Origin of the sequence: Aeromicrobium sp. Leaf291 (assembly GCF_001423365.1) — a bacterium.
Lineage (GTDB): Bacteria > Actinomycetota > Actinomycetes > Propionibacteriales > Nocardioidaceae > Aeromicrobium.
In genome coordinates, this window is the sequence record NZ_LMNM01000001.1 from 1,735,643 (window position 1) to 1,757,538 (window position 21,896).

The 21,896-nt window shown below is 71.4% G+C and carries 21 protein-coding genes and 1 other RNA gene; 9 read left to right on the forward strand and 13 right to left on the reverse strand.

Annotation, left to right across the window (positions count from 1 at the left end; translation table 11 throughout):
- Nucleotides 1-23: 23 nt before the first annotated feature.
- On the forward strand, nucleotides 24-734 hold the full coding sequence (locus tag ASF35_RS08610; RefSeq protein WP_235493011.1) for a zinc ribbon domain-containing protein: 711 nt from the start codon (nucleotides 24-26) through the stop codon (nucleotides 732-734).
- Nucleotides 731-1,912, forward strand: a complete 1,182-nt coding sequence (locus ASF35_RS08615) for a bifunctional RNase H/acid phosphatase (protein WP_055965544.1) — start codon at nucleotides 731-733, stop codon at nucleotides 1,910-1,912. The genes ASF35_RS08610 and ASF35_RS08615 overlap by 4 nt, the downstream gene beginning before the upstream one ends.
- A 40-nt stretch (nucleotides 1,913-1,952) precedes the next feature.
- On the opposite strand, the gene ASF35_RS08620 is transcribed toward ASF35_RS08615, so the two are convergent.
- From ASF35_RS08620 to ASF35_RS08630, 3 genes are all read right to left on the reverse strand, one after another.
- The gene (locus ASF35_RS08620; protein ID WP_055965546.1) at nucleotides 1,953-2,714 is read right to left on the reverse strand and encodes a YaaA family protein; all 762 of its coding nucleotides are present in this window, start codon (nucleotides 2,712-2,714) and stop codon (nucleotides 1,953-1,955) included.
- A 31-nt stretch (nucleotides 2,715-2,745) separates the two neighbouring features.
- Nucleotides 2,746-3,321, reverse strand: a complete 576-nt coding sequence (locus ASF35_RS08625; protein WP_055965548.1) for a TMEM165/GDT1 family protein — start codon at nucleotides 3,319-3,321, stop codon at nucleotides 2,746-2,748.
- Between the two features lie 195 nt (nucleotides 3,322-3,516).
- A complete protein-coding gene (locus ASF35_RS08630) occupies nucleotides 3,517-3,921 on the reverse strand; it encodes an ACT domain-containing protein (RefSeq protein ID WP_235497661.1) in 405 nt (134 codons plus the stop codon).
- 64 nt (nucleotides 3,922-3,985) lie between these two features.
- Here ASF35_RS08630 and rnpB point away from each other — a divergent pair.
- Nucleotides 3,986-4,383: RNase P RNA component class A (gene rnpB / locus ASF35_RS09775), an RNA gene on the forward strand.
- A 160-nt stretch (nucleotides 4,384-4,543) separates the two neighbouring features.
- Here the strand turns inward: rnpB and map are convergent.
- Complete coding sequence (map, locus tag ASF35_RS08635; RefSeq protein WP_055965550.1) at nucleotides 4,544-5,392, reverse strand: type I methionyl aminopeptidase; 849 nt, start codon at nucleotides 5,390-5,392, stop codon at nucleotides 4,544-4,546.
- 77 nt (nucleotides 5,393-5,469) lie between these two features.
- Here map and ASF35_RS08640 point away from each other — a divergent pair, with 77 nt between their 5' ends.
- Together ASF35_RS08640 and ASF35_RS08645 are read left to right on the forward strand one after the other, a co-directional pair.
- Nucleotides 5,470-5,673 (forward strand): hypothetical protein, encoded by a 204-nt coding sequence (locus tag ASF35_RS08640; protein WP_055965552.1) that lies wholly within the window; start codon nucleotides 5,470-5,472, stop codon nucleotides 5,671-5,673.
- Nucleotides 5,670-5,942, forward strand: a complete 273-nt coding sequence (locus ASF35_RS08645; RefSeq protein WP_055965554.1) for a hypothetical protein — start codon at nucleotides 5,670-5,672, stop codon at nucleotides 5,940-5,942. Before ASF35_RS08640 ends, ASF35_RS08645 begins: the two co-directional genes overlap by 4 nt.
- 27 nt (nucleotides 5,943-5,969) lie before the next feature.
- On the opposite strand, the gene panB is transcribed toward ASF35_RS08645, so the two are convergent.
- A complete protein-coding gene (panB, locus tag ASF35_RS08650; protein WP_082495409.1) occupies nucleotides 5,970-6,905 on the reverse strand; it encodes a 3-methyl-2-oxobutanoate hydroxymethyltransferase in 936 nt (311 codons plus the stop codon).
- 97 nt (nucleotides 6,906-7,002) lie between these two features.
- Entirely contained in the window at nucleotides 7,003-8,781 is a 1,779-nt protein-coding gene (locus ASF35_RS08655; protein WP_055965556.1) for an NAD+ synthase, read from the reverse strand.
- 37 nt (nucleotides 8,782-8,818) lie between these two features.
- Between ASF35_RS08655 and ASF35_RS08660 the strand changes: the two genes are divergently transcribed.
- The 4 genes from ASF35_RS08660 (at nucleotide 8,819) to ASF35_RS08675 (ending at nucleotide 15,398) form a co-directional block, all read left to right on the forward strand.
- On the forward strand, nucleotides 8,819-9,229 hold the full coding sequence (locus ASF35_RS08660; RefSeq protein ID WP_055965558.1) for a YchJ family protein: 411 nt from the start codon (nucleotides 8,819-8,821) through the stop codon (nucleotides 9,227-9,229).
- 54 nt (nucleotides 9,230-9,283) lie between these two features.
- Nucleotides 9,284-10,621, forward strand: coding sequence for a glutamine synthetase family protein (locus tag ASF35_RS08665; protein ID WP_055965561.1), 1,338 nt, complete (start codon nucleotides 9,284-9,286; stop codon nucleotides 10,619-10,621).
- Nucleotides 10,622-11,262: 641 nt separating this feature from the next.
- Nucleotides 11,263-14,193, forward strand: a complete 2,931-nt coding sequence (locus ASF35_RS08670) for a bifunctional [glutamine synthetase] adenylyltransferase/[glutamine synthetase]-adenylyl-L-tyrosine phosphorylase (RefSeq protein WP_055965563.1) — start codon at nucleotides 11,263-11,265, stop codon at nucleotides 14,191-14,193.
- Nucleotides 14,190-15,398, forward strand: a complete 1,209-nt coding sequence (locus ASF35_RS08675) for a DUF3152 domain-containing protein (protein ID WP_055965565.1) — start codon at nucleotides 14,190-14,192, stop codon at nucleotides 15,396-15,398. Before ASF35_RS08670 ends, ASF35_RS08675 begins: the two co-directional genes overlap by 4 nt.
- A 6-nt stretch (nucleotides 15,399-15,404) precedes the next feature.
- On the opposite strand, the gene ASF35_RS08680 is transcribed toward ASF35_RS08675, so the two are convergent.
- The 7 genes from ASF35_RS08680 to ASF35_RS08710 form a co-directional block, all read right to left on the reverse strand.
- Nucleotides 15,405-15,683, reverse strand: a complete 279-nt coding sequence (locus tag ASF35_RS08680) for a WhiB family transcriptional regulator (RefSeq protein ID WP_055965567.1) — start codon at nucleotides 15,681-15,683, stop codon at nucleotides 15,405-15,407.
- A 93-nt stretch (nucleotides 15,684-15,776) separates the two neighbouring features.
- The gene (locus ASF35_RS08685) at nucleotides 15,777-17,009 is read right to left on the reverse strand and encodes a cyclopropane-fatty-acyl-phospholipid synthase family protein (RefSeq protein ID WP_055965569.1); all 1,233 of its coding nucleotides are present in this window, start codon (nucleotides 17,007-17,009) and stop codon (nucleotides 15,777-15,779) included.
- Nucleotides 17,006-17,824, reverse strand: a complete 819-nt coding sequence (locus ASF35_RS08690; RefSeq protein ID WP_235497663.1) for a DUF1365 domain-containing protein — start codon at nucleotides 17,822-17,824, stop codon at nucleotides 17,006-17,008. The genes ASF35_RS08685 and ASF35_RS08690 overlap by 4 nt, the downstream gene beginning before the upstream one ends.
- Complete coding sequence (locus tag ASF35_RS08695) at nucleotides 17,821-19,122, reverse strand: NAD(P)/FAD-dependent oxidoreductase (RefSeq protein ID WP_055965570.1); 1,302 nt, start codon at nucleotides 19,120-19,122, stop codon at nucleotides 17,821-17,823. Before ASF35_RS08695 ends, ASF35_RS08690 begins: the two co-directional genes overlap by 4 nt.
- Before the next feature lie 15 nt (nucleotides 19,123-19,137).
- Nucleotides 19,138-19,371 carry a hypothetical protein gene (locus ASF35_RS08700; protein ID WP_056555481.1) on the reverse strand — a complete coding sequence of 78 codons (234 nt, stop codon included), beginning with the start codon at nucleotides 19,369-19,371 and terminating at the stop codon, nucleotides 19,138-19,140.
- A 119-nt stretch (nucleotides 19,372-19,490) separates the two neighbouring features.
- On the reverse strand, nucleotides 19,491-20,765 hold the full coding sequence (locus tag ASF35_RS08705; protein ID WP_082481978.1) for an acyl-CoA desaturase: 1,275 nt from the start codon (nucleotides 20,763-20,765) through the stop codon (nucleotides 19,491-19,493).
- 15 nt (nucleotides 20,766-20,780) lie between these two features.
- Nucleotides 20,781-21,872 (reverse strand): ferredoxin reductase, encoded by a 1,092-nt coding sequence (locus ASF35_RS08710; protein WP_055965575.1) that lies wholly within the window; start codon nucleotides 21,870-21,872, stop codon nucleotides 20,781-20,783.
- Nucleotides 21,873-21,896: the final 24 nt, after the last annotated feature.

Consider the following 21,896-nt stretch of genomic DNA (forward strand, 5'->3'; position numbering starts at 1 on the left):
AACCGTCCGCCCAGCAGGCCCTGTTGGACCTCCAGGACACCGACTCCGCCCTCGCCCGGCTCCAGCACCGCCGCGGTTCCCTGCCCGAGCTCGCCCGCATCGAGGAGCTGACCGCCGAGGTCGCGCAGCTGCGCGGCCGCCAGGTCGAGGTCGAGACGACGGTCAGCGACCTCACGCGCGCCCAGAAGAAGGCCGACGCCGAGGTCGAGCAGGTCAAGACGCGCCGCACGCGCGACGAGGAGCGGCTCTCCTCCGGTGCGATCTCCAACCCGAAGGACCTCGAGAACCTCCAGCACGAGCTCGGCGCACTCGAGCGTCGCATCTCGACGCTCGAGGACGAGGAGCTCGAGATCATGGAGCAGCTCGAGATCGCCCAGGCCGAGCTCCGGGCGGTCACCGCCGACCACGACGCGCTGGTGGCCGAGCTCACGCACGTCACCGCGGCCCGCGACGCCGCGGTCGAGGCCATCGACGCCGAGGTCGTCGCGGTGAACGAGGAGCGCGAGAGCGTGGCTCCCGGCGTTCCGGCCGACCTGCTCGCCCTGTACGACAAGGTCCGTCACCAGTACGGCGGGCTCGGTGCCGCTGCGCTGCGTGCGCGCCGGTGCGAGGGGTGCCGCCTGGAGCTCAACGGCGCCGACCTGCGCGAGATCGCCGCCCAGCCCGAGGACGACGTCGTGCGCTGCCCCGAGTGCAGTCGCATCCTGGTGCGGACGGCCGAGTCCGGGCTGTGACCGCCGCCGTCGGGCGGGTCGTCGTCGAGGCCGACGGAGGGTCGCGGGGCAATCCGGGGCCCGCCTCCTACGGTGCGCTGGTGCGCGACGAGTCCACCGGCGACATCCTCGCCACGCGCGGTGAGACCATCGGCAGGGCCACCAACAACGTGGCCGAGTACCGCGGACTCATCGCCGGGCTCGAGCTCGCCGCCGAGCACGCTCCCGATGCCGACGTCGTCGTCCGCATGGACTCCAAGCTGGTCGTGGAGCAGATGGCAGGACGCTGGAAGATCAAGCACGCGTCGATGAAGCCGTTGGCCGAGCAGGCCCGGGGGCTCGCCGACCGGGTCGTCGAGTGGACGTGGATCCCGCGCGACCAGAACGCCGCCGCCGACGCCCTCGCCAACGAGGCGCTGGACGCCCAGGCCCGCACCGGCGAGCCCGCCGTCGTGGGCACGGCCGTCCAGCAGGAGACGACCCCGGTGCCGCCGGCCGACGACGTCACCGCACCGCTCGAGGCGCCGCCGAGTGGTACCGGCAAGGACACCAACCCGCTGCTCGGCTGGAGGGGCGACGTACACGGCCGCCCCACGACGCTCGTGCTGCTCAGGCACGGCGTCACGGCCAACACCGTGCGCAAGCTGTTCTGCGGCAAGGGTGGTTCCGACCCTGGCCTGGTTGCCGAGGGCGAGGCGCAGGCCGCGCGGGCGGCGGCCTGGATCGCTCGCCACCACGACGTCGACGCCATCATCTCCTCGCCGCTGCGCCGCACCCGCGAGACCGCCGGCTTCGTGGCCCGAGAGACCGGCGTGACGGTCGGCGTCGACGACGGTGTCGAGGAGGCCGCCTTCGGTGACTGGGACGGCCACAGCTTCGCCGAGATCATGGAGGACTGGCCCGACGAGCTGTCGACCTGGTTGTCCTCGACCGCGGTGGCCCCACCGGGCGGGGAGTCCTTCGACGAGGTGCAGGAGCGGGTGCGGCAGGCGCGCGACCGGATCGTCGAGGCACACCCGGGTGAGACCGTCGTCGTCGTCAGCCACGTGACGCCCATCAAGCTCATGACGAGGCTCGCCCTGGACGGGCCGATGTCGATCATCCACCGCATGGAGCTGGCCCCGGCCAGCATCACGACCATCGCGTGGTGGCCTGACGGCACGCCGTCGCTGCGCGGGTTCTCGATCGTCCCCGAGTAGACGGCCGCGCTCGGACGGCACGGCGTGGATGCGCCGATCGTCAGTGAGCGCCGGTGGTGACGACGTCGAGACGGGTCCCGTCCTGCTCGACCGTCCAGCCGAGGTCGCGCCAGGCTGTGGCCAGCTCGTCCACCGATGCCGGCAAGGCGCCCTCGGTGAGCAGCGCGCGCACCAGCCGCCCCTTCGTGGCCTTGTTGAAGTGGCTCACGACGCTGCGGCGGCCGTCCTGCTCGTGCAGCACCCGAACGGTGGCGGTGCGGGGGGCGAGACCCGCGGACGGCTTGCCCAGGTTCACGTAGGCGCCCGAGCGCAGGTCGACGAGCAGCCCGTCGGCCACCTCGTCGTCGAGGACCTGCGGCAGCACCGGCCGCCAGCGACCGGCGACGGGGCCCAGGCGCGGCAGCGTGACCGTGCCGGAGAGGCGGTAGGCAGGGATCGGGTCGCCGACCCGCACCAGGCCGAACAGGGCGCTCGCGACGGCCACGGTCCGCTCGGCCCGGGCGGTGGCAGCGTCGTCGAGGGTGGCGAGGTCGAGCTCGCCGAACAGCACGCCGGTGTACACCTCGCCCGCCGGTGCGCACGGCACCTCGAAGAGACGGGCGTCGGTCTCCACGGCATCGGCCTGCGTGGGGCCGAGCCCCAGCACCTCGGCGGCCCGTCGGGTGCCCGCGAGACGGACCAGGGCCCGCGACACCTGGTCGCGCACCTGCGTGAGACGCGGGAACGACAACGCGGCCAGGTCCAGCACGGGTCCGTCGGACGGTGCGGTCTTGCCCTCGGAGGGCGGGAGCACGATCAGCACCGGGCGAGCCTAGCGAGGCAGCGGACGGCGATCAGCGCACACCCTCGAAGATGAGCAGCGCGCCGAAGATCGCGAACGCCACGGCGGCGCCGTAGCGGATCGCCCGCTCCGGCAGGTGCTTGCCGAGCACCGCGCCGACGCCGATCGCGAGCGCGTCGGCCGCCACCATGCCCACGGTGCTGCCGATCCAGACGCCGAACCAGTCCTCGCGCACGGCGAGGGTGATCGTGGCGAGCATCGTCTTGTCACCCAGCTCGGCCAGGAAGAAGGCCAGACCCACCGCCAGCAGGGCCGAGCCCGTGGCCTTGCGCGCCTTGTCGGCCTCGCCCTCGGTGAGCTCGTCGCCCCGCAGCGTCCAGAGCGCGAAGCCGAGGAACGCCACACCGGCGGCGATCGCGATCCCGGACTGGTACTTCTCGAAGCTCGTGCCGATCCAGTAGCCGATGCCCACGGACGCGAGGTGGACGACCGCCGTCGCCGCCGTGATGCCGATGATGACGTCACGCGCCCGGTACCGGGTGGCGAACGTCATCGCCATCAGCTGGCTCTTGTCGCCGAGCTCGGCGACGAAGATGACAGCGGTGCTGAGCCACAGGGCCTCGAACATGAAGGAGCTCCTCGTCCCCCAGGACGAGGAGCCATGATCGACGAGCCTCGACCCAGGATCGTCAACGATCTATGGGTCGAAAGTCTCGTCCGCCGAGACCGTCGCCGGTCTGGCCCGCTGCACCGGAGGACAGACCCGAGGGCCCGGCTTCAGTATGTCGACGCAGCGATTGGGGACTACTCCCTTTCGCAGCCCTCAGCCTAGGGCATCGAGGACACGGAGCGCATCGTGACGTCGGTCCCACGGAACCACGAGGTGGTCGTGGTGGAACCCGGCGACCACGTTGCACGCGATCTCGTCGCCGGCCAGCGCTGCGGAGATCGTGGCCGTCAGGCCGACACCGTCGAGCGCGGAGACCACCGTCAGGGTGATCCAGGCGCCGACGAACTCGTACACCAGACCGTCCTCGTCGGCCTCCGTCTGCTCGACCACGACGGTGAGCCCCTCGGCCTCGCGCACCGCCGCGAGGGCGGTGGACGTGTCGAAGCCCTGCGAGACGATCGCGTACACGACGGGCTCGGGATGGAGCCGAGGGCGCAGGTCACCGACCCCACCCCCGGTCCTCGCCACGGCATCGGACGGCATCTCCTCGACCTCCACGACGCCAGCGTAGGGACCGAAGGTTGCAAGGACGTGACGAGCGCGCCCTAGACTGGCCCACGAACGAGGCGGCCGGGCGGCCGCGGCGGGCTCAGGCCCGTCGAGGAAAGTCCGGACTCCACCGAGCACGGTGGTGGCCAACAGCCACCCACGGTGACGTGCGGGACAGTGCCACAGAGAACAGACCGCCAACGGCCCCGGAACCCTCTTGGGTGACGGGGTGCGGGCAAGGGTGAAACGGTGAGGTAAGAGCTCACCAGCGACGTCGGTGACGGCGTCGGCTAGGTAAACCCCACCGGGAGCAAGACCAAGAGGGCGCTCCGGCGCCTGCGCTGACGGGCTGCTCGTCCGATGTCAGCGGGTAGGTCGCTCGAGGCGCGCAGCGATGCGTGACCCAGATGGATGGTCGCTCCCCGGTCCTCGGACCGGGGACAGAATCCGGCTTACAGGCCGCCTCGTTCACTCTTCCTGTTCGCCGCCCACGGCCCGGCACCCCCACCGGGGGTGCCGTCCTGCGTGGGTGGGGACGCTTGCTCAGGTGTCCGGCGACTTCAGCACGCCTCGACCGTGTGCCACGCGGGCAGGCTCCACGGCTCTCGAACGTGTGCGTCCGGAGGACAGGTCAGGGGAGGGTGAGGATCTCCGCACCCTCGGGCGTCACCAGCAGGGTGTGCTCGAACTGGGCGGTGCGGGAGTGGTCCTGGGTGGTGGCGGTCCAGCCGTCGTCCCACAGGTCCCACTCGATCGAGCCGAGCGTCAGCATCGGCTCGATGGTGAAGGTCATGCCGACCTCGATGATCGTGTCGGCCGACGGCTCGTCGTAGTGCGGCACGATCAGCCCGTCGTGGAACGCCGGGCCCACGCCGTGGCCGGTGAAGTCACGGACGACGCCGTAGCCGAAGCGCGCGGCGTAGGCCTCGATGACCCGACCGATCACGTTGATCTGACGACCCGGCTTGACCGCGCGGATCGCGCGGTGGGTGGCCTCGCGGGTGCGCTCCACGAGCAGGCGCGACTCCTCGTCGACGTCGCCGACGAGGTAGGTCTTGTTCGTGTCGCCGTGGACGCCGTCCACGTAGGCGGTGATGTCGATGTTGACGATGTCGCCGTCCTCGAGGGGACGGTCGTCGGGGATGCCGTGGCAGATCACCTCGTTCACGCTGCTGCACAGCGACTTCGGGTAGCCGCGGTAGCCCAGCGTCGACGGGTAGGCGTCGTGGGCGACGAGGAAGTCGTGGCCCACCCGGTCGAGCTCGTCGGTGGTCACGCCCGGTGCGATCGCCGCCTCCACCGCGTCGAGCGCCTGCGCTGCGATCCTGCCGGCGACCCGCATGCGCGCGATCGTGTCGGCATCGCGCACCGAAGACCCGCGGTAGGGCAGGGGAGCGGGCTGGCCGACGTACTCGGGCCGGTCGATGCGCGACGGGACGTGGCGGACGGGGGAGACGCGGCCGGCGACGAGGGGAGACACGTCCCGATGCTACGAGGCCGCTCCGCCTCCGACGATCGCGAGGGGCATCGGCACCGAGGGTGGGGCAGGATGGGTCCATGAGCGCCGAGGCCCCCGCATTCTTCTTCTGTCTCAAGCACCACACCGTCGAGGGTGAGGACGGCTGCAAGGCCGCCGACCGCCTGGGCCCCTACCCGACCGAGGCCGACGCTGCGCGTGCCCTCGACAAGGTCCAGGAGCGCAACGAGTCGTGGGACAACGACCCCGACTGGAACGACGACAAGCCCTCCGCCGACGCGTGAGCCGCACGAACCTGCAGCTCGACCGCTCGGGTCCGTGGATCGGCGTCACCGGGCTGGTGGTGATGCTGTGGCTGGTGATCTCCACCGTGCTCTACGCGCCGTGGTGGGGCGTGCTGCTGCACCTCGTCGTGCTGGCGTGCTTCGTGCCGGTGCTGCGTCGCACCATCGCGACCCAGCCGGCCCGCGCCACCTGGGTGCCGCTCTACGCCCTGGCGGCCTGGTTCGCCGTCAACGCCGTCGGCGTCTCGCTGTTCGACTGGCGCACCTGAGCCGGGCCACGTCGGCCGGGCTCGCGGTCAGGAGTCGAAGGTGTGCTCCGGCCCGGGGAACGTGCCGCCCGCGACGTCGGCTGCGAACTCCTGGGCGGCGCCCAGGATCACCGAGTGCAGGTCGGCGTAGCGCTTCACGAAGCGCGGCGCCTTGCCCGTGCGCAGGCCCAGCATGTCCTGCCAGACGAGCACCTGGGCATCGCAGTCGGCTCCGGCCCCGATGCCGATCGTGGGGATGTGCAGCGTGCGGGTGATCTCGGCCGCGATGGGGGCGGGCACCATCTCCATGACGACGGACGAGGCACCGGCCTCCTGCACGGCGAGGGCGTCCTCCATCAGCTTCGCCGAGGCGTCGCCACGGCCCTGCACCCGGTAGCCACCGAGCGCGTGCTCGGACTGAGGGGTGAAGCCGATGTGCGCCATGACGGGGATCGCGCCCTTCGTGAGCAGCTCGATCTGCGGAGCCATCTCGGCCCCGCCCTCGAGCTTCACCACGTGGGCCTGGCCCTCCTTCATGAACCGCACCGCCGTGTCGTACGCCTGCTCAGGCGAGCGCTGGTAGGACCCGAACGGCAGGTCGGCGACCACGAGGGCACGCCGGGCGGTGCGGGTGACGGCCTTCACGAGCGGGAGCAGCTCGTCGACCGTGACCGGCAGGGAGGACTCGTACCCGAACACGTTGTTGGCCGCGGAGTCGCCGATGAACAGCACCGGGATGCCGGCCTCGTCGAACGTGGCGGCGGTGTACTGGTCGTAGGTCGTGAGCATGACCCACTTGTGGCCCTGCTCCTTCCACTGCTGCAGGTGGTGCGTCCGCACGCGGCGGATCGCGGGGTCGGTCGTCGGGCCGGCTGCCACGGGTGCGGCGGGGCTCGAGCCGGGGGAGTCGGGCGCGGAGGTGCTCGCGCTGCCGTAGGGGGCAGTCTCCTCGGCCGACGTCGGGGCAGGGGTGTGCTCGGTCATGGTGGGTCCCTCTCTTCTCGCAGCCCCTCGGTGGGGGTCCACGGACAGGTCCCATCCTGCCGCATCGACGCCGGATGTCGCGTCGATGTGCGGGAGGTCACGAGTCGAGCGACTCGCGCCACGCGTTGGTCATGGGCACGCGGCGGTCGCGGCCGAAGTTGCGGCGGCTGACCTTGGGTCCGGGCGGGTACTGGCGACGCTTGTACTCGGCCTTGTCCACGAGGGTGACCACCCGCTCCACGAGCGCGGCGTCGAAGCCCTCGGCGATCACGGCCGCCGAGCCGAGGTCGCGCTCCACGTAGGCGTCGAGCACGGCGTCGAGCAGCTCGTAGGGCGGCAGCGAGTCCGAGTCCAGCTGACCGGGACGCAGCTCGGCCGACGGCGGCTTGCTGATGGTGCTCTCGGGGATCGGAGGCTGCTCACCACGCTCCTCGGCCCACGCGTTGCGCCACCGGGCGACCTCCCACACCAAGGTCTTGGGGAGGTCCTTGATGGGGGCGTACGCGCCCACCGCGTCGCCGTAGATCGTGGAGTAGCCGGTGGCCAGCTCGGACTTGTTGCCGCACGCGAGGACGAGGTGCCCGTGCTGGTTCGACAGGCCCATCCAGACGACGGCGCGGATCCTCGCCTGCAGGTTCTCCTCGGCGATGCCGTCGAGCCGGGTCGTCGTCCGGCCCAACGTCGACTGGAACGCGTCGAAGATGGGCCCGATCGGCACGGTGTCGAGCTGCAGGCCGGTGCGGCGGGCGAGCTCGGCGGCGTCGGTGCGGCTGTGCTCGGAGGACCAGTCACTCGGGTTCGAGACGCCGAAGACGTTCTCGGCGCCCACGGCGTCGACCGCGATCGCACCGACGAGGGTGGAGTCGATGCCGCCGGACAGGCCGAGCAGCACGGACGAGGCGCCGTTCTTGCGCACGTAGTCGCGCAGGCCCAGCACGATCGCCCAGTACCGCTCGCCGAGGTCGTCCCACCTCTCGGCGACCACCGGCACCGCCGGCTCGTAGGCCGGCAGGGGATCGGAGGAGATCACGGTGCGCTCGACCCGCAGGCCGTGGAAGCGCGTGCCGGGGTCCGGCATGGGCGCGGTGGCGGCGGGCAGGTCGAGGTCGACGACGAGCAGCTCCGGCTCGAACTGGGCGGCGCGTGCCACCAGCTCGCCCGCGGCGTCGACGACGAGCGAGTCGCCGTCGAAGACCAGCTCGTCCTGCCCGCCGACGAGGTTCACGTACGCGAGCGCGCAGCTGCCCTCGCGGGCCCGACGGGCGCACAGGTCGAGCCGCACGTCGTCCTTCGCCGCCTCGTACGGAGAGCCGTTGAGCACCACGAGGAGTCCCGCCTCGGCGGCGTCGGCGGCCGCGGAGGGTCCGTCCTGCCAGATGTCCTCGCAGATCGCGATCGCGACGTCGACCCCGTGCACCTGCACGACCTGGGTCTCGTCACCGGGCACGAAGTGACGGAACTCGTCGAAGACGCCGTAGTTGGGGAGGTGGTGCTTGTCGTAGCGCGTCACGACCCGACCACCGGTCAGCACCGACGCGGAGTTCGTGGGCGCGTTCTTGGGCACCCCCAGCCGGTCGGTGTCGACGTGGTCCTTCGCGGTGTCGAGGTGCCCGACGACGACGACGAGGTCGCCGAGGCCCTCCTCGACGAGGCGCGCGGCGAGGGCGGGCACGCGGTCGCGCGTGCCCTCGATGAACGACAGCCGGTAGGCCATGTCCTCGACCGGGTAGCCGTTGAGGACCATCTCGGGCATCACGAGCAGGTGGGCCCCGGCCCTGGACGCGTCGTGCGCGGCCGCGACGACGAGCTCGACGTTGCCGTCGAGGTCCCCGACGCGGGGGTTGACCTGGGCGAGGGCGAGACGCAGCTGGGGCACACGGCCAGCCTAGGGCTCGACCGACCATGATGGAGCCATGGCCAGGACCTGTCCGTGCGGCACCGGCGACGCCTACGCGACGTGCTGCGGGCCGTTCCTCGCCGGTGGTGCGGCACTGACGGCCGAGCGGCTGATGCGGTCGCGCTACACCGCCTACGTGCTCGGCGACGGCGGCTACCTGCTGCGCACGTGGCACCCCACGACCCGGCCGGCGCGCATCGACCACGACCCGGCCCTCGTGTGGACCGGGCTGGAGGTGCTTCGCACCGAGGCTGGTGGGCCCGACGACTCCTTCGGTGTCGTCGAGTTCCGCGCGGCGTGGGGCGGGACCGATCGTGAGGCCGGGCTCGGCGTGCTCCACGAGGTCAGCCGCTTCGTGCGCGGCGACGAGGGGTGGCAGTACGTCCGCGGACGGATGGTCGAGGGCACGTCGTCACCCGCCCCGTGAGGCGCGTCGGCCACGTAACATCGCCGTAACACGACCCGTGCGAGACTCAGCCCCATGGGTAAGCAGGAAGACTTCGTCCTCCGGGCGCTCGAGGAGCGCGACGTCCGCTTCGTGCGGCTCTGGTTCACCGACGTCCTCGGGTCGCTCAAGTCCGTCGCGATCGCTCCCGCCGAGCTCGAGGGTGCGTTCGCCGAGGGCATCGGCTTCGACGGGTCGGCCATCCAGGGCTTCGCCCGGGTGCACGAGGCCGACATGCTCCTCAAGCCCGATCCGTCGACGTTCCAGATCCTGCCGTGGCGGGGCGAGGCCCCCGCGACCGCGCGCATGTTCTGCGACATCGCGATGCCCGACGGCAGCGCTTCGTTCGCCGACCCGCGGCACGTGCTCAAGCGCACCTTGCACAAGGCGTCCGAGGCGGGCTTCACCTTCTACACGCACCCCGAGATCGAGTTCTACGTCTTCCGAGGCAAGCCCGACGTCGGCGGCAGGCCCGTGCCGGTCGACGACTCCGGGTACTTCGACCACACCGCCCAGGGCGGGGGACAGGACTTCCGTCGCGAGGTCATCACGATGCTCGAGAACATGGGCATCAGCGTCGAGTTCAGCCACCACGAGGGCGGACCAGGCCAGCAGGAGATCGACCTGCGCTACGCCGACGCCCTCTCCACGGCCGACAACGTCATGACCTTCCGCACCGTCGTGCGCGAGGTGGCCCTCAGCCAGGGCAAGTGGGCCTCCTTCATGCCCAAGCCCTTCACGGACCACCCGGGCTCGGCGATGCACACGCACCTCTCGCTGTTCGAGGGTGACGAGAACGCCTTCTACGAGGCCGGGGCCGAGTACCAGCTCAGTGCCACGGGCCGCTCCTTCATCGCCGGGGTCCTGGAGCACACCCCCGAGATCACCGCCGTCACGAACCAGTGGGTCAACTCCTACAAGCGTCTGGCCAGCGGCTACGAGGCGCCCAACTACCTGAGCTGGGGCCACAACAACCGCTCCGCCCTCGTGCGGGTGCCGATGTACAAGCCGCACAAGAGCGGGTCCGCCCGTGTCGAGCACCGCGGCATCGACGCCGGCTGCAACCCCTACCTGACCTACGCCCTGGTGCTCGCCGCCGGGCTCAAGGGCATCGAGAACGGCTCGAGCCTGCCGCCCGAGACCGAGGACAACGTGTGGTCGCTGACCGACCGTGAGCGCAAGGCGATGGGCCTCACGCCCATGCCGCGCAACCTGGACGAGGCGATCCGCGAGATGGAGAACAGCGAGCTCGCGGCCGAGACCCTGGGCGAGCACGTCTTCGACTTCTTCCTGCGCAACAAGCGCCAGGAGTGGGAGGCCTACCGGTCCCAGGTCACCCAGTTCGAGATCGACCGGCTGCTGCCCGTGCTCTGAGGTCGGCGCGTCGGGCCGGCTGGAGACGCGACCGCTTGCGGGGGCTTCGGCTCGCTGCTGCGCCGCGTGCGGGGGCTTCGGCTCGCTGCTGCGCTGCTTCGGCTCGCGCCGGGGTCGGCTTCCAAGAGGCCTCGACCGGGCGGCTGGCGCAGGACGCGGTCCGGGTCCTTGGCTGTGGCGGGTGCTGGGGGTTGGGGGTTGGACGCACGATTCTCCTTCTGCGCGTCGGGGGTGGTCAGGGCTTCTCCCTTCTCGTGGACCGTTCCACGCGAAGGGACAACCACTGACGACCGCAGGCGCCGAGCGGTGTGGATTCCACCGCCTGGGCGCTCGTGCGGTGGAGGATCCACCGCGGGCACGCGCGAAAGGAGAATCCTGCGCCGATCACGCGCAAAGGAAGAATCGTGGGTCCACCCCCGGCACCAAATGAGTCCCGCGCCCCCGGACCGGCGCCCGCCCACGTCCCCGGTCGAGGCCTTGCGGAGGCCGCCTCCAGCGAAGGCCGAGGCAGCGCACCGGTGAGTCGTGACGACCGCAGGCAGCGCAGCAACAGGGCCACGTCGACCGCAAGCGGCAGCAGGTCCACGACCACCGCTAGGCAGCGCAGCCGCGGGTCGCACCACGTGCCGTAGCCTGCAGCCGTGTCCACCGAGTCCCCGGAGCTGGCCCTCGCCCGACGCGGCTTCCTCGACGGCGCTGCGGCGGCTGCGCACCTGGCCCGCCTCGAGGGCATCGACGACGCCCTGGTCGAGCAGGTGGCGGCCGTGGCCAGTCCCGACACGGCGCTCTCCTCCCTCGTCGCGATCGCCGAGGCGTGGGGCACCGACCGTCTGCTGACGACCCTGCGGGCCGACGACGAGCTGCGCCAGCGCCTGCTCATCGTGCTGGGCACGAGCGAGGCGCTCGGCGACTTCCTGGCCCGCCACCCCGAGCACGTCGAGGACCTGGGCGCCGACCGCCTGTCGCCCGTGCCCCTCGACCTCGCGACGATGCGTGAGCAGCTGGGCGAGGTGGCCGACGCCGACGAGCTGCGAGTCGCGTACCGACGCAAGCTGCTGCACGTCGCCGCCCGCGACCTGACCGCGCTCACCGGCTTCGAGGAGTCCGCCGGGGAGCTGGCGGACCTCGCGGTGGCCACGCTGGGTGCGGCGCTGGACCTGGCGCGCCGGCAGGAGCCCGACTCCGACAGCGTGCGGCTCGCCGTGATCGCCATGGGCAAGACCGGCGGTCGCGAGCTCAACTACGTGAGCGACGTCGACGTGATCTTCGTGCACGAGCCCGCGGAGGGTGCGGACGAGCAGACCGCCTCACGCGTGGCCGCACGGCTCGCGTCGACGATGATGCGCCTCTGCTCGGACCACACGCGCGAGGGCACCCTCTGGGAGGTCGACGCCAACCTCCGGCCCGAGGGCAACCAGGGCCCGCTGAGCAGGACCTTGCGCAGCCACGTGGCCTACTACGACCGCTGGGCCTCCACGTGGGAGTTCCAGGCCCTGCTCAAGGCGCGGTTCGCGGCCGGCGACGCCGAGGTCGGACAGGCCTACCTGGACGCGCTGTCGCCGAAAGTGTGGGAGGCGAGCACGCGCGAGAACTTCGTGCGCGAGGTCCGTGCCATGCGCACCCGCGTGATCGAGAACATCCCGTCCCAGCAGCGCGAGCGCCAGCTCAAGCTGGGCGCGGGCGGCCTGCGCGACGTCGAGTTCGCGGTCCAGCTGCTCCAGCTCGTGCACGGGCGGGGCGACGAGTCGCTGCGCAGCCCCACCACGCTGGAGGCGCTGCGCGAGCTGACCGAGGGCGGCTACGTGGGCCGGCGCGACGGTGCCGCCATGGAGGACGCCTACGAGTTCCTGCGCACCCTGGAGCACCGCATCCAGCTCTACCGGCTGCGCCGCAACCACGTCGTGCCCGACGACCTCGAGGACCTGCGCCGCCTCGGCCGGTCCATGGGCTACCGCCAGAACCCGGCCGAGGGCCTGGAGAAGGACTGGAACGCCCACAAGCGCCTCGTGCGGCGCCTGCACGAGAAGCTCTTCTACCAACCGCTGCTGGAGGCGGTCACGTCGTTGCCGGACGAAGGGCTGCGGCTCACGCCGGAGGCCGCCCAGGCACGGCTCATGGCTCTGGGCTTCGTGGACCCCAAGGGCGCGCTCGGCCACATCCAGGCGCTCACGTCGGGGGTCTCGCGGCGGGCCGCCATCCAGCGGTCGCTGCTTCCGGCGATGCTGCAGTGGTTCGCCGAGTCGCCGTCCCCCGACGCCGGCCTGCTCACGTTCCGGCGGATCAGCGAGTCGCTCGGCGAGTCCCACTGGTACCTGCGCAAGCTGCGCGACGAGGGTGAGGGCGCCGAGCAGCTCGCCGCGGTCGTCGGCTCCAGCCGCTACGTGTCCGACCTCATCCAGCGAGCTCCGGACTCGGTCGCCCTGCTCGGCGACGACGACGAGCTCGTGCCGCGCGACGGCGAGCGTCTGCGCGGCGAGATGCAGCTGGCCGCCCGTCGGCACACGACGCCGGAGCAGGCCATCAAGGCCGTGCGGCGGGTCCGTCGTCGCGAGCTCTCCCGCGTCGGGATCGCCGACGTGCTCGGCCGGCTCGACGTCGACGAGGTCGGCGTGGCGCTCTCCGACATCGCCGAGGCCACCCTCGCGGCCGCGCTCGCGGCCTGCATCGACGCCGTGACCCGGCAGCGCGAGGAGGCCGGCAAGGACCCGTTCCCCACGCGCATGGCCATCGTGCTGATGGGCCGGCTCGGGGGGCGGGAGTCCGGCTACGGCTCGGACGCCGACGTCATGTTCGTGCACGAGCCCCGACCCGGTGCCGACGACGGCGAGGCGGCGGCTGCGGCGACTGCGGTCGCGACCACGCTGCGCAAGGTCCTCTCGACCCCGGGGGACGACCCGCCGCTGGAGGTCGACGCCGACCTCAGGCCCGACGGTCGCAACGGACCGCTGGTGCGCTCGTTCGCCGCGTACGTCTCCTACTACGAGAAGTACTCGGCCGTGTGGGAGGCGCAGGCGTTGTTGCGTGCGCGGGCGAGCGTCGGCGACCCGGAGCTCTGCGAGCGGTTCACCGAGCTCGTCAACCCGCTGCGGTGGCCGGAGCAGGGCATGTCCGAGGCCGAGGTCCGCGAGATCCGCCGGATCAAGGCGCGGGTCGAGTCGGAGCGGCTGCCCCGGGGCGCGAACCCCAAGACCCACCTGAAGCTCGGACGCGGCGGCATCGCCGACGTCGAGTGGACGGTGCAGCTGTTGCAGCTGCAGCACGCCCACGCCGTCCCGGGCCTGCGCACGACGTCGACGCTCGGCGCCCTGTCGGCGGCCGCCGAGGCGGACCTGGTGACGGCCGAGGACGCCGAGGTGCTGCGCCGCGCCTGGCAGCTGGTGAGCCGGCTGCGCAACGCCGTCGTCCTCATGCGTGCCAAGCCCGCCGAGTCCATGGTGGAGCAGTCCGACGAAAGGGCAGGCGTGGCGCACCTGCTGGGATACGGTCAGCAGCACAGCGAACGCATGATCGACGACTACCTGCGCGCCACCCGGCACGCACGGCAGGTCGTCGAACGGATCTTCTGGGAGTGACCACGGTGCTGGGGACGGACGGGGGGCCGGGAACCGACGCGGTCACGACCCATGGTCGGGCGACGTCGCGCCGAGGTGCGGTCCGCTCCGTGGTGGCCGCGCTGCTGCTCGCCCTCGTGGCCACGGTCCTCGGCGCCACGTCGGGGCCTGCGCTGGCCGACGAGGTCCCAGAGCCGCCGGCGGCGACCGCGGTGGTGCCGGTCGAGCCGCCCGTGGTGACGGGCACGTCGCGCTACGGCTCGACCCTCACCGCCTCACCGGGCACGTGGAGCCCCACCGACGCCTCCGTCGCGTACCAGTGGCTGCGCGACGGTGCCCCGATCGGCGGGGCGACCGCCGCCACCTACCGCCTGGGTGCTGCCGACCACGCCCGCGCGGTCTCGGTGCGGGTCACCGCCTCGAGCCCGGAGCTCGACGACGCCGTCACGACCACGGCACCGACCACGGTCGGTCCGGCCCTGCTGGTCTCGCGCGCCCGGCCTGTCGTCTCGGGCACCCGCCGCTACGGCAAGACCCTGACCGCCTCGGCGGGACGGTGGAGCACCGGGGGAGTCACGCTGCGCTACCGCTGGTACCGCGACCGCAAGCCGGTCGCCGGTGCCACCCGGCGCACGTACACGATCAAGCCCGGCGACGTCGGCCACCGGCTGGCGGTGCGGGTGACCGCCTCCAAGCGCTACCACCAGACGCGCTGGGCGGCCTCGCTCTCGACGGGCCTGGTCAAGCACCGGCGCGACGTGCGACGCACGATCACCTACTCGGTGAGGCGCAACGGCTCGAAGGCGAGCCTGTCCACGTTCCGCACCCAGGCCGCTCAGACGTTGGCCGACGCACGCGGCTGGCGCGGTGGAGGCATCCGGTTCAAGGAGGTCTCGAAGGGCGGGTCGTTCACCCTTGTCCTCGCGAAGGCCTCCCGCGTGCCGTCGTACTCCTCGGGCTGCAGCTCCACGTACAGCTGCCGGGTCGGGCGCAACGTCATCATCAACGAGACGCGCTGGAACAAGGGCACGTCGGTGTGGTCGAAGGCCCGGCGCTCGATCCGCGACTACCGGCACATGGTGGTGAACCACGAGGTCGGACACTTCCTCGGCAAGGGTCACGCGCGCTGCCCGGGCAAGGGCAAGGCGGCCCCGGTCATGCAGCAGCAGTCGAAGGGCCTGCAGGGATGCAAGGCCAACCCCTGGCCGAAGACGGGCGAGCTCTGACCCGGCTCAGCCTGCCGCGCGCAGCAGGTGCTCGCGCTCGGTCTGGTTGAGCCCGCCCCACACGCCGAACGGCTCGCGCACCGAGAGCGCGTGGTCGAGGCACTGCTGGACCACGGGACACGTCGCGCACAGCGCCTTCGCCGCGGCCTCGCGCCGACGTCGGCGCGGCCCGCGCTCCGTCTCCGGCGGGAAGAACGTCTCCGTGTCCACGCCACGGCACGCTCCCGCGTGCTGCCACTCGTACGATTCCTGGATCGGATCCGGAAGTCGGCTGGTGCTCGCCACGATGCCCTCCTGACGCTACGCGGGATGTTTCCCTCATCAGGAGTTCGCCGCCGCCGACCCGGAGGATGGGTGGGTCGAGTGTGACGAAGAAGGTCAGGCGGTGCGCTCCATGCGCAGCTGGAAGACGTCGAGGTACCCGGCGGCGAAGCCCGCCTCGCAGTACGCGAGGTAGAAGTCCCACAGACGCCGGAAGGTCTCGTCGAAGCCGAACGTCGCGATGTCGGCCCAGTTGCGGTCGAAGTCGTCGCGCCAGCGGCGCAGCGTGCGGGCGTAGTCCTGGCCGAGGGATCGGCGCTCGGTGACCTCGAGCCCGCGGGTGTGGTTCGCGAGCGAGAGGTCGATCGCCTCGGGGGAGGGGATGAGACCGCCGGGGAAGATGTACTTCTGGATCCACCCGTAGGAGTTGCGCGTCGTCAGGTAGCGGTGGTGCGCCATCGTGATGGCCTGGATCGAGACCTTGCCGCCGGGGGCGAGCACCTCGTCGATCTTGGCGAAGTACGTGGGCCAGTACTCCTCGCCCACGGCCTCGATCATCTCGCAGCTGACCACGGCGTCGAACTCGCCCGTGACGTCGCGGTAGTCCTGCAGGCGCAGGTCGATGCGGTCGGACACCCCTGCCGCCTCGAAGTGCTCGCGGGCCAGGGCGGCCTGCTCGCTGGAGATCGTGATCGTCGTGACCTGTGCGCCGCGCTGCGCAGCGCGGATGGCCAGCGAGCCCCAGCCGCTGCCGATCTCGAGCACCCGCGTGCCCTCGCCGACGCCGGCCTGGTCGAGGATGCCGTCGAGCTTGCGCTGCTGAGCGCGCTCGAGCGACTCGTCGGGGCTCTCGAACCACGCGGCCGAGTACGTCATCGACGGGTCGAGGAAGCGCTGGAACAGGTCGTTGGAGAGGTCGTAGTGGCGCTCGATGTTGGAGCGAGAGCCTTCCTTGGTGTTCCGCTCGTGCTGGGGCAGCTGGCGATCGACGAGCGCGCGCAGCTTCTGCAGTGCCGGCGGCACGATCGTGGTGAGGCGCTCGGCGAACGGCGTGAGCAGGTCGGCCAGGTCGGTGTCGGGGCCCTCGGTCCAGTCGCCGGCCATGTAGGCCTCGCCGAAGCCGATCTTGGTGTCGTGGCCGAGCCGGCTGAAGAAGGCCGCGGGTCGGCGGATCTGCATCTCGGGTGCGGCTGCGCCGCCGGCGCCCCAGGCGGTGCCGTCGGGGAACGTCAGACGGACGGGGAGCGTGTTGATGGCGGGCCGCACCACAGCCTTGGCCACACGTGCCTTGAAGGGGGTGCGCGGTGTCTGCGCGACGCCGGGCCAGCGGGTGGCAAGGGTGTCGGTCATCGGGTCGTGCCTTTCTGGGGTTCGTGAGCCGGTCGCGGGACGACCGGGAGTCGGCGCAGCCAGAGCCACACACCATGGATTCGGATCAGCAGGCTCACCCGATGGGTCATGAACGGCATGGAGACGAGCAGGCGCGCGAGCCGGCCCGCGGTGACGGGTCGGGGCTCGCCGCGGAACGTGGCGCTGAAGACGGCCTCGCCGGGCGTCGTGGCGGGTGAGCCGTCGTCGGACGGCGACTGGCGCAGGATGACGGTGCTGGCCACGGCCTCGGCCTGCAGGCGGAACTGCAGGTCGTAGCGGCCGGCGACCGTGAAGAAGGGGGAGACGTAGAACGCCTTGTCGGTGCTCGTGCGGCCTTGCGGGTCGGGCCTCAGGAAGTAGGCGTGCCGCTCGCCGTAGGTGTTGTGCACCTCGGCCACGATGGCCTCCGTGCGGTCGCCGTCGAGCACCCAGAAGACCGTCAGCGGGTCGAAGACGTGCCCGAGCGTGCGTGCGTTGGCCAGCATGAGGATGCGTCGGCCGGTCGCGTCGAGGCCCTGCTCGCGGCAGAACGTCTCGACGTTCTCGCGCAGCGTGCGGTCGGGGTCGCCGATGTGGTCGGCCGCCCGGAAGGTGGAGAAGGGTCGCAGCCAGCGAGGCAGACGCGGCAGGTCGTCGACGTCGACCAGCCACTGGTACATGCGGTACCTGAACCGGTGTCGGACGGGCACGCGCCGGGTGTGCGAGACCGCGCCCACGACGAGTGCGGGGACGGCGGGCAGGCCCGCCGAGCCGGCACCGGTGCTCGAGGAGGTGTCTTCGAGGGGGGTGGTCACCAGCTCGCCCCGAGCGATCGCGCCGCCTCGACGCCGGAGCGGCAGCCGTCCTCGTGGAAGCCCCAGCCGTGGTACGCGCCGGCGAAGGCCGTGCGCCCGCCGGACAGCGACGGGAGGTCCTGCTGCGCCGCGACCGACGTCGGCGTGTACACGGGGTGGGTGTACTGCATGGTGGCCAGCACCGACGTGGGGTCGATGCGGCTCGTGGAGTTGAGGCTCACGAGGTACGGCTTGCTGCTCTCGATGCCCTGCAGCCGGTTCATCCAGTACGTGACCGCCGTGCTGTCGCCGCGTCCGCTGCACGTGTCCATCCGGTAGTTCCACGCGGCGCGGGCGTCGGCGGCGCGCGGGAGGACGCTCGGGTCCTGGTGCAGGACGGTCTCGTTGTTGGAGTACGTGAACGCCCCGAGCACGCGACGCTCCTCGTCGGTGGGGTCGGTCAGCAGGGCCAGTGCGTCGTCGGCGTGCGTGGCGATGACGACGGAGTCGACCTGGTGCTCGGTGCCGGACGCGTCGAGCACGACGACGCCGTCGGGCTTGCGCGAGATCGCACGCACGGGGGTGGAGGCGCGGACGTCGCCGATGGCGGCCGTCACGCGCTGCACGTAGGAGCCCGACCCGCCCTGGACCGTGAACCACTGCGGCGAGCCGGAGATGGACAGGAAGCCGTGGTGGCGCAGGAAGGCGAAGAGGTAGCGCGCCGGGTACTGCAGCGCCGTCTCCTGGCCGGACGACCAGACGCACGACACGACCGGGATGGCGTAGTGGGCCACGAAGTGCTGCGAGAACCCGTGCGCGGTCAGGAAGTCGCCGTACGTCTGGGGCTCTGATGCGTCGGGCTCGGAGTCCAGCAGGGCCAGTGCCGCGCGCTGGAACCGCTTCACGCCGGCCAGCATCGCGAGGTAGGTGGGGTCGAACGCGCGCCGACGCTGGGCGAACAGCCCGGGCAGCTTGCGGCCACCCGCGTACTCCAGGCCACAGCCCTCGCACCGGATGCTCATGGACATCTCGGTGGGGTGCACGTCGACGTCGAGCTCGGCGAACAGGCGACGCAGCAACGGGTAGGTGCGGTCGTTGTGCACGATGAAGCCGCTGTCGACGTGGTGCGTGGTGCCGTCGGCCTCGAGCGCGTGGGTGTGCGCGTGGCCACCGAAGCGGTCGTCGGCCTCGAAGAGCGTCACGTCGTGGGTGCTGCGCAGCACGTAGGCGGCGGTGAGGCCGGAGACGCCGGAACCGACGACGGCGACGCGGGGGCGACGCTCGGAGGTGGGGGAGCCGGACGTCGGGGAGCTGGTCATGAAAGGGATTCGCCCTCAGTGGTCCTGCGGATGGGTGGGTGTGACGCGTCCGCCGTCGTCGGGGTCCTCCCCGGCGCGGCGGCTGGCCTCGGTGATCTCGAACAGCTCGGTGCCGAACGCCCCGACCTCTGTCGTGACGCGACGCGCGGTGTCGAACAGGATGGCGCTGATGCGCCCGCCCGTGGTGATCGCCGCCTCCACGCCCTGCTGCACGGCGTCCTTCGCGATCTCGCGCCGGCTCATCGCCATGGCCGTCTCCTCGAGGGTGGGTCGTCCGGTCGAGTCCATTGTGGCGTACCGCCGGGATGCCGCACGACGACGCCCCGGGCGGTGCCGGGGCGTCGTCTCGTGGCGGACCTGGGGCTCGCTCAGGCCGCCGCGTGCTCGGACTCGCGCTGCTGCGCGGCCTCGCGCTTGGCGCGACGCAGGGCCTTGGACTCCGGGCTCTTGCCCTGCTTGTAGGGGTCGTCGGGCTTGCGCGAGAAGCCGGCGAGCTGGCGAGCGACACTCGCGAGCTGCTTGCTGAACCGGCCGCTGTTGTACTGCAGGCCGTGCTTCTCGCAGATCGCGCGGATCTCGCGGGCGACCTCGGGGTAGCGGCGCGCCGGGATGTCGGGGAACAGGTGGTGCTCGATCTGGTGGCTCAGGTTGCCGCTCATCACGTGGAAGGCGCGGCTGCCGCTGATGTTGGCCGAGCCCAGCAGCTGGCGCAGGTACCACTGGCCGCGGGTCTCGTTCTGCGCGTCCTCCTCGGCGAAGGTCTGCACCTCGGCGGGGAAGTGGCCGCAGAAGATGATGAGGAAGGTCCAGATGTTGCGGATCAGGTTGGCCGCGAAGTTCGCGCCCAGGACGGCGAGCGGGGCCCACCAGCCGACGAACGGCACGAGCGCGATGGCCAGGACCGGGTAGGTCACGTAGTCCTTGAGCACCTGGCGGCGAGCCTTGCGCGCGGCGCGGCTCTTGCGGTCGCGGAACTCCTTCTTCGTCATCTTGCCGCCGAGGTACTCGTCGAGCTCGAGGCCGTGGTACATCACGCCCCACTCGAAGAAGAGCATCAGCGCGAAGGCGAGCGGCAGGTTGAAGCGGTGGTTCGGGTACCAGGGCTGGTCGTCGTCGATCCGCAGCAGGCCGTAGCCGATGTCGCGGTCCATGCCGTGGATGTTCGTGTACGTGTGGTGGATGTAGTTGTGGCCGTGCTTCCAGTCCTCGGCCGGTGCCACGTTGTCCCACTCGTAGCGCTTGCCGTCGACCAGCGGGTCGTTCATCCAGTCGTACTGGCCGTGCATGACGTTGTGGCCGATCTCCATGTTCTCGAGGATCTTGGAGAGGCCGAGGAACACGATGCCGGCCACGAAGGTGGGCCAGAAGAACGGCGTGAAGATGCCGATGCGGCCGAGGACCTCGAACGTCTGCTGGATGCGGATGACCCGGCGGATGTAGTCGGCGTCGGCCTGGCCGAGCGAGTCGAGGGTGCGCTGGCGGATGGCGTCCAGCTCCTCGCCGAACCCCTCCAGCTCCTCGTAGCTCATGTACTCCAGGCCGATGGTGGACCGCTTGGAGGCGTCGGCGCCGACGAGCGGCTCCGGTGCGGCGTTGTGCTCCGAGGCGCTGAACGGTGCGATCGGGGTGCGCTTGCGAGACATGGGGACTCCCTTTCCTTAGAGTGCGACGCTGACGTCGCCGACAGGGACGTTGACGCAGACCTTGATGGTCTCGTCGGTGTTGGCGCTGACCTCGCCGCTGACGACGTGGCGGACGGCGCCGCTGAGCTTCTTGACCGCGCAGGTGTTGCAGACGCCCATGCGGCAGCCGAAGGCGGGCGTGAGACCGGCGGCCTCGGCCTGCTCGAGGATGGTGCTGCCGCTGTTGTCGGTGCTGGTGCCGGCGTCGTCGAAGCTGAGGGTGCCCGTGGCGTCGGCCGCGTCGAGGTCGACGGACGGGACCTTGAAGTACTCGGTGCGCAGCAGGTCGCGTGCGCCGAGCTCGTCGTAGGTGTCGCGGACGGTGGCGATCAGGCCGGCCGGCCCGCAGCAGAAGGTGGTGGCGACCGTCGGGTCGACGTCGAGCCGACGCAGGTGGTCGAGTGCGAAGCGGCCCTCGAGCTCGGCCCCGACCTCGGGCTCGCGCGTGTAGACGCGGACCACGGTGGCTCCGGGGAGCTCGGCGGCCAGGCGGTCGAGCTCGGGGGTGAACATCTCGTCGCCCCGCGAGCGTGCGTAGTGCAGGAAGGTGACCCGGCCGCGGTGCCCGCGGTCGCGCAGCGTGCGCGCCATCGACATGACCGGGGTGATGCCGGACCCGCCGCTCAGCAGCAGGAGGTCCTCGGGCACCTCGGCGGGGAGCACGAACTCGCCCTCGGCCTGCGACAGGTAGACGACGGTGCGGGGCTGGAGCTCGCGGTGCAGGAACTGGGAGACGTAGCCGTCGGGGTGGGCCTTCACGGAGACGCTGAAGGTGCCGTCGGACGCGGTCTGGGAGCTGGAGACGGAGAACACGCGGACCCTGCGGGTGCCGTCGACCTCGATGCCGAACTGCACGTGCTGGCCGGGGACGAAGCCCTTCCAGGCGCCGTTGGGACGCAGCACCACGGTGCTGGCGTCGCCGGTCTCGCGTCGCACCTCGACCACCCGGGCGCGCACGGCCTCGACGGTCCACAGCGGATGGACCTGGTCGAGGTAGTGGTCGAGGGACTTGGGCGACGTCAAGGAGGCCACGGCGCGGGAGGCGAGGGCGGAACGGACGAGTCCCATGCGGTTCCTCTCCAGTCGAAGTCG

What these genes read in the sequence shown, in the direction of transcription:
- ASF35_RS08695 (WP_055965570.1), bottom strand. Translation starts at nt 19,122, where the DNA reads ATGACCAGCTCCCCGACGTCCGGCTCCCCCACCTCCGAGCGTCGCCCC.
- ASF35_RS08625 (WP_055965548.1), bottom strand. Translation starts at nt 3,321, where the DNA reads ATGTTCGAGGCCCTGTGGCTCAGCACCGCTGTCATCTTCGTCGCCGAG.
- ASF35_RS08710 (WP_055965575.1), bottom strand. Translation starts at nt 21,872, where the DNA reads ATGGGACTCGTCCGTTCCGCCCTCGCCTCCCGCGCCGTGGCCTCCTTG.
- ASF35_RS08660 (WP_055965558.1), top strand. Translation starts at nt 8,819, where the DNA reads ATGGCCAGGACCTGTCCGTGCGGCACCGGCGACGCCTACGCGACGTGC.
- ASF35_RS08665 (WP_055965561.1), top strand. Translation starts at nt 9,284, where the DNA reads ATGGGTAAGCAGGAAGACTTCGTCCTCCGGGCGCTCGAGGAGCGCGAC.
- ASF35_RS08640 (WP_055965552.1), top strand. Translation starts at nt 5,470, where the DNA reads ATGAGCGCCGAGGCCCCCGCATTCTTCTTCTGTCTCAAGCACCACACC.
- ASF35_RS08700 (WP_056555481.1), bottom strand. Translation starts at nt 19,371, where the DNA reads ATGGCGATGAGCCGGCGCGAGATCGCGAAGGACGCCGTGCAGCAGGGC.
- ASF35_RS08705 (WP_082481978.1), bottom strand. Translation starts at nt 20,765, where the DNA reads ATGTCTCGCAAGCGCACCCCGATCGCACCGTTCAGCGCCTCGGAGCAC.
- panB (WP_082495409.1), bottom strand. Translation starts at nt 6,905, where the DNA reads ATGACCGAGCACACCCCTGCCCCGACGTCGGCCGAGGAGACTGCCCCC.
- ASF35_RS08685 (WP_055965569.1), bottom strand. Translation starts at nt 17,009, where the DNA reads ATGACCGACACCCTTGCCACCCGCTGGCCCGGCGTCGCGCAGACACCG.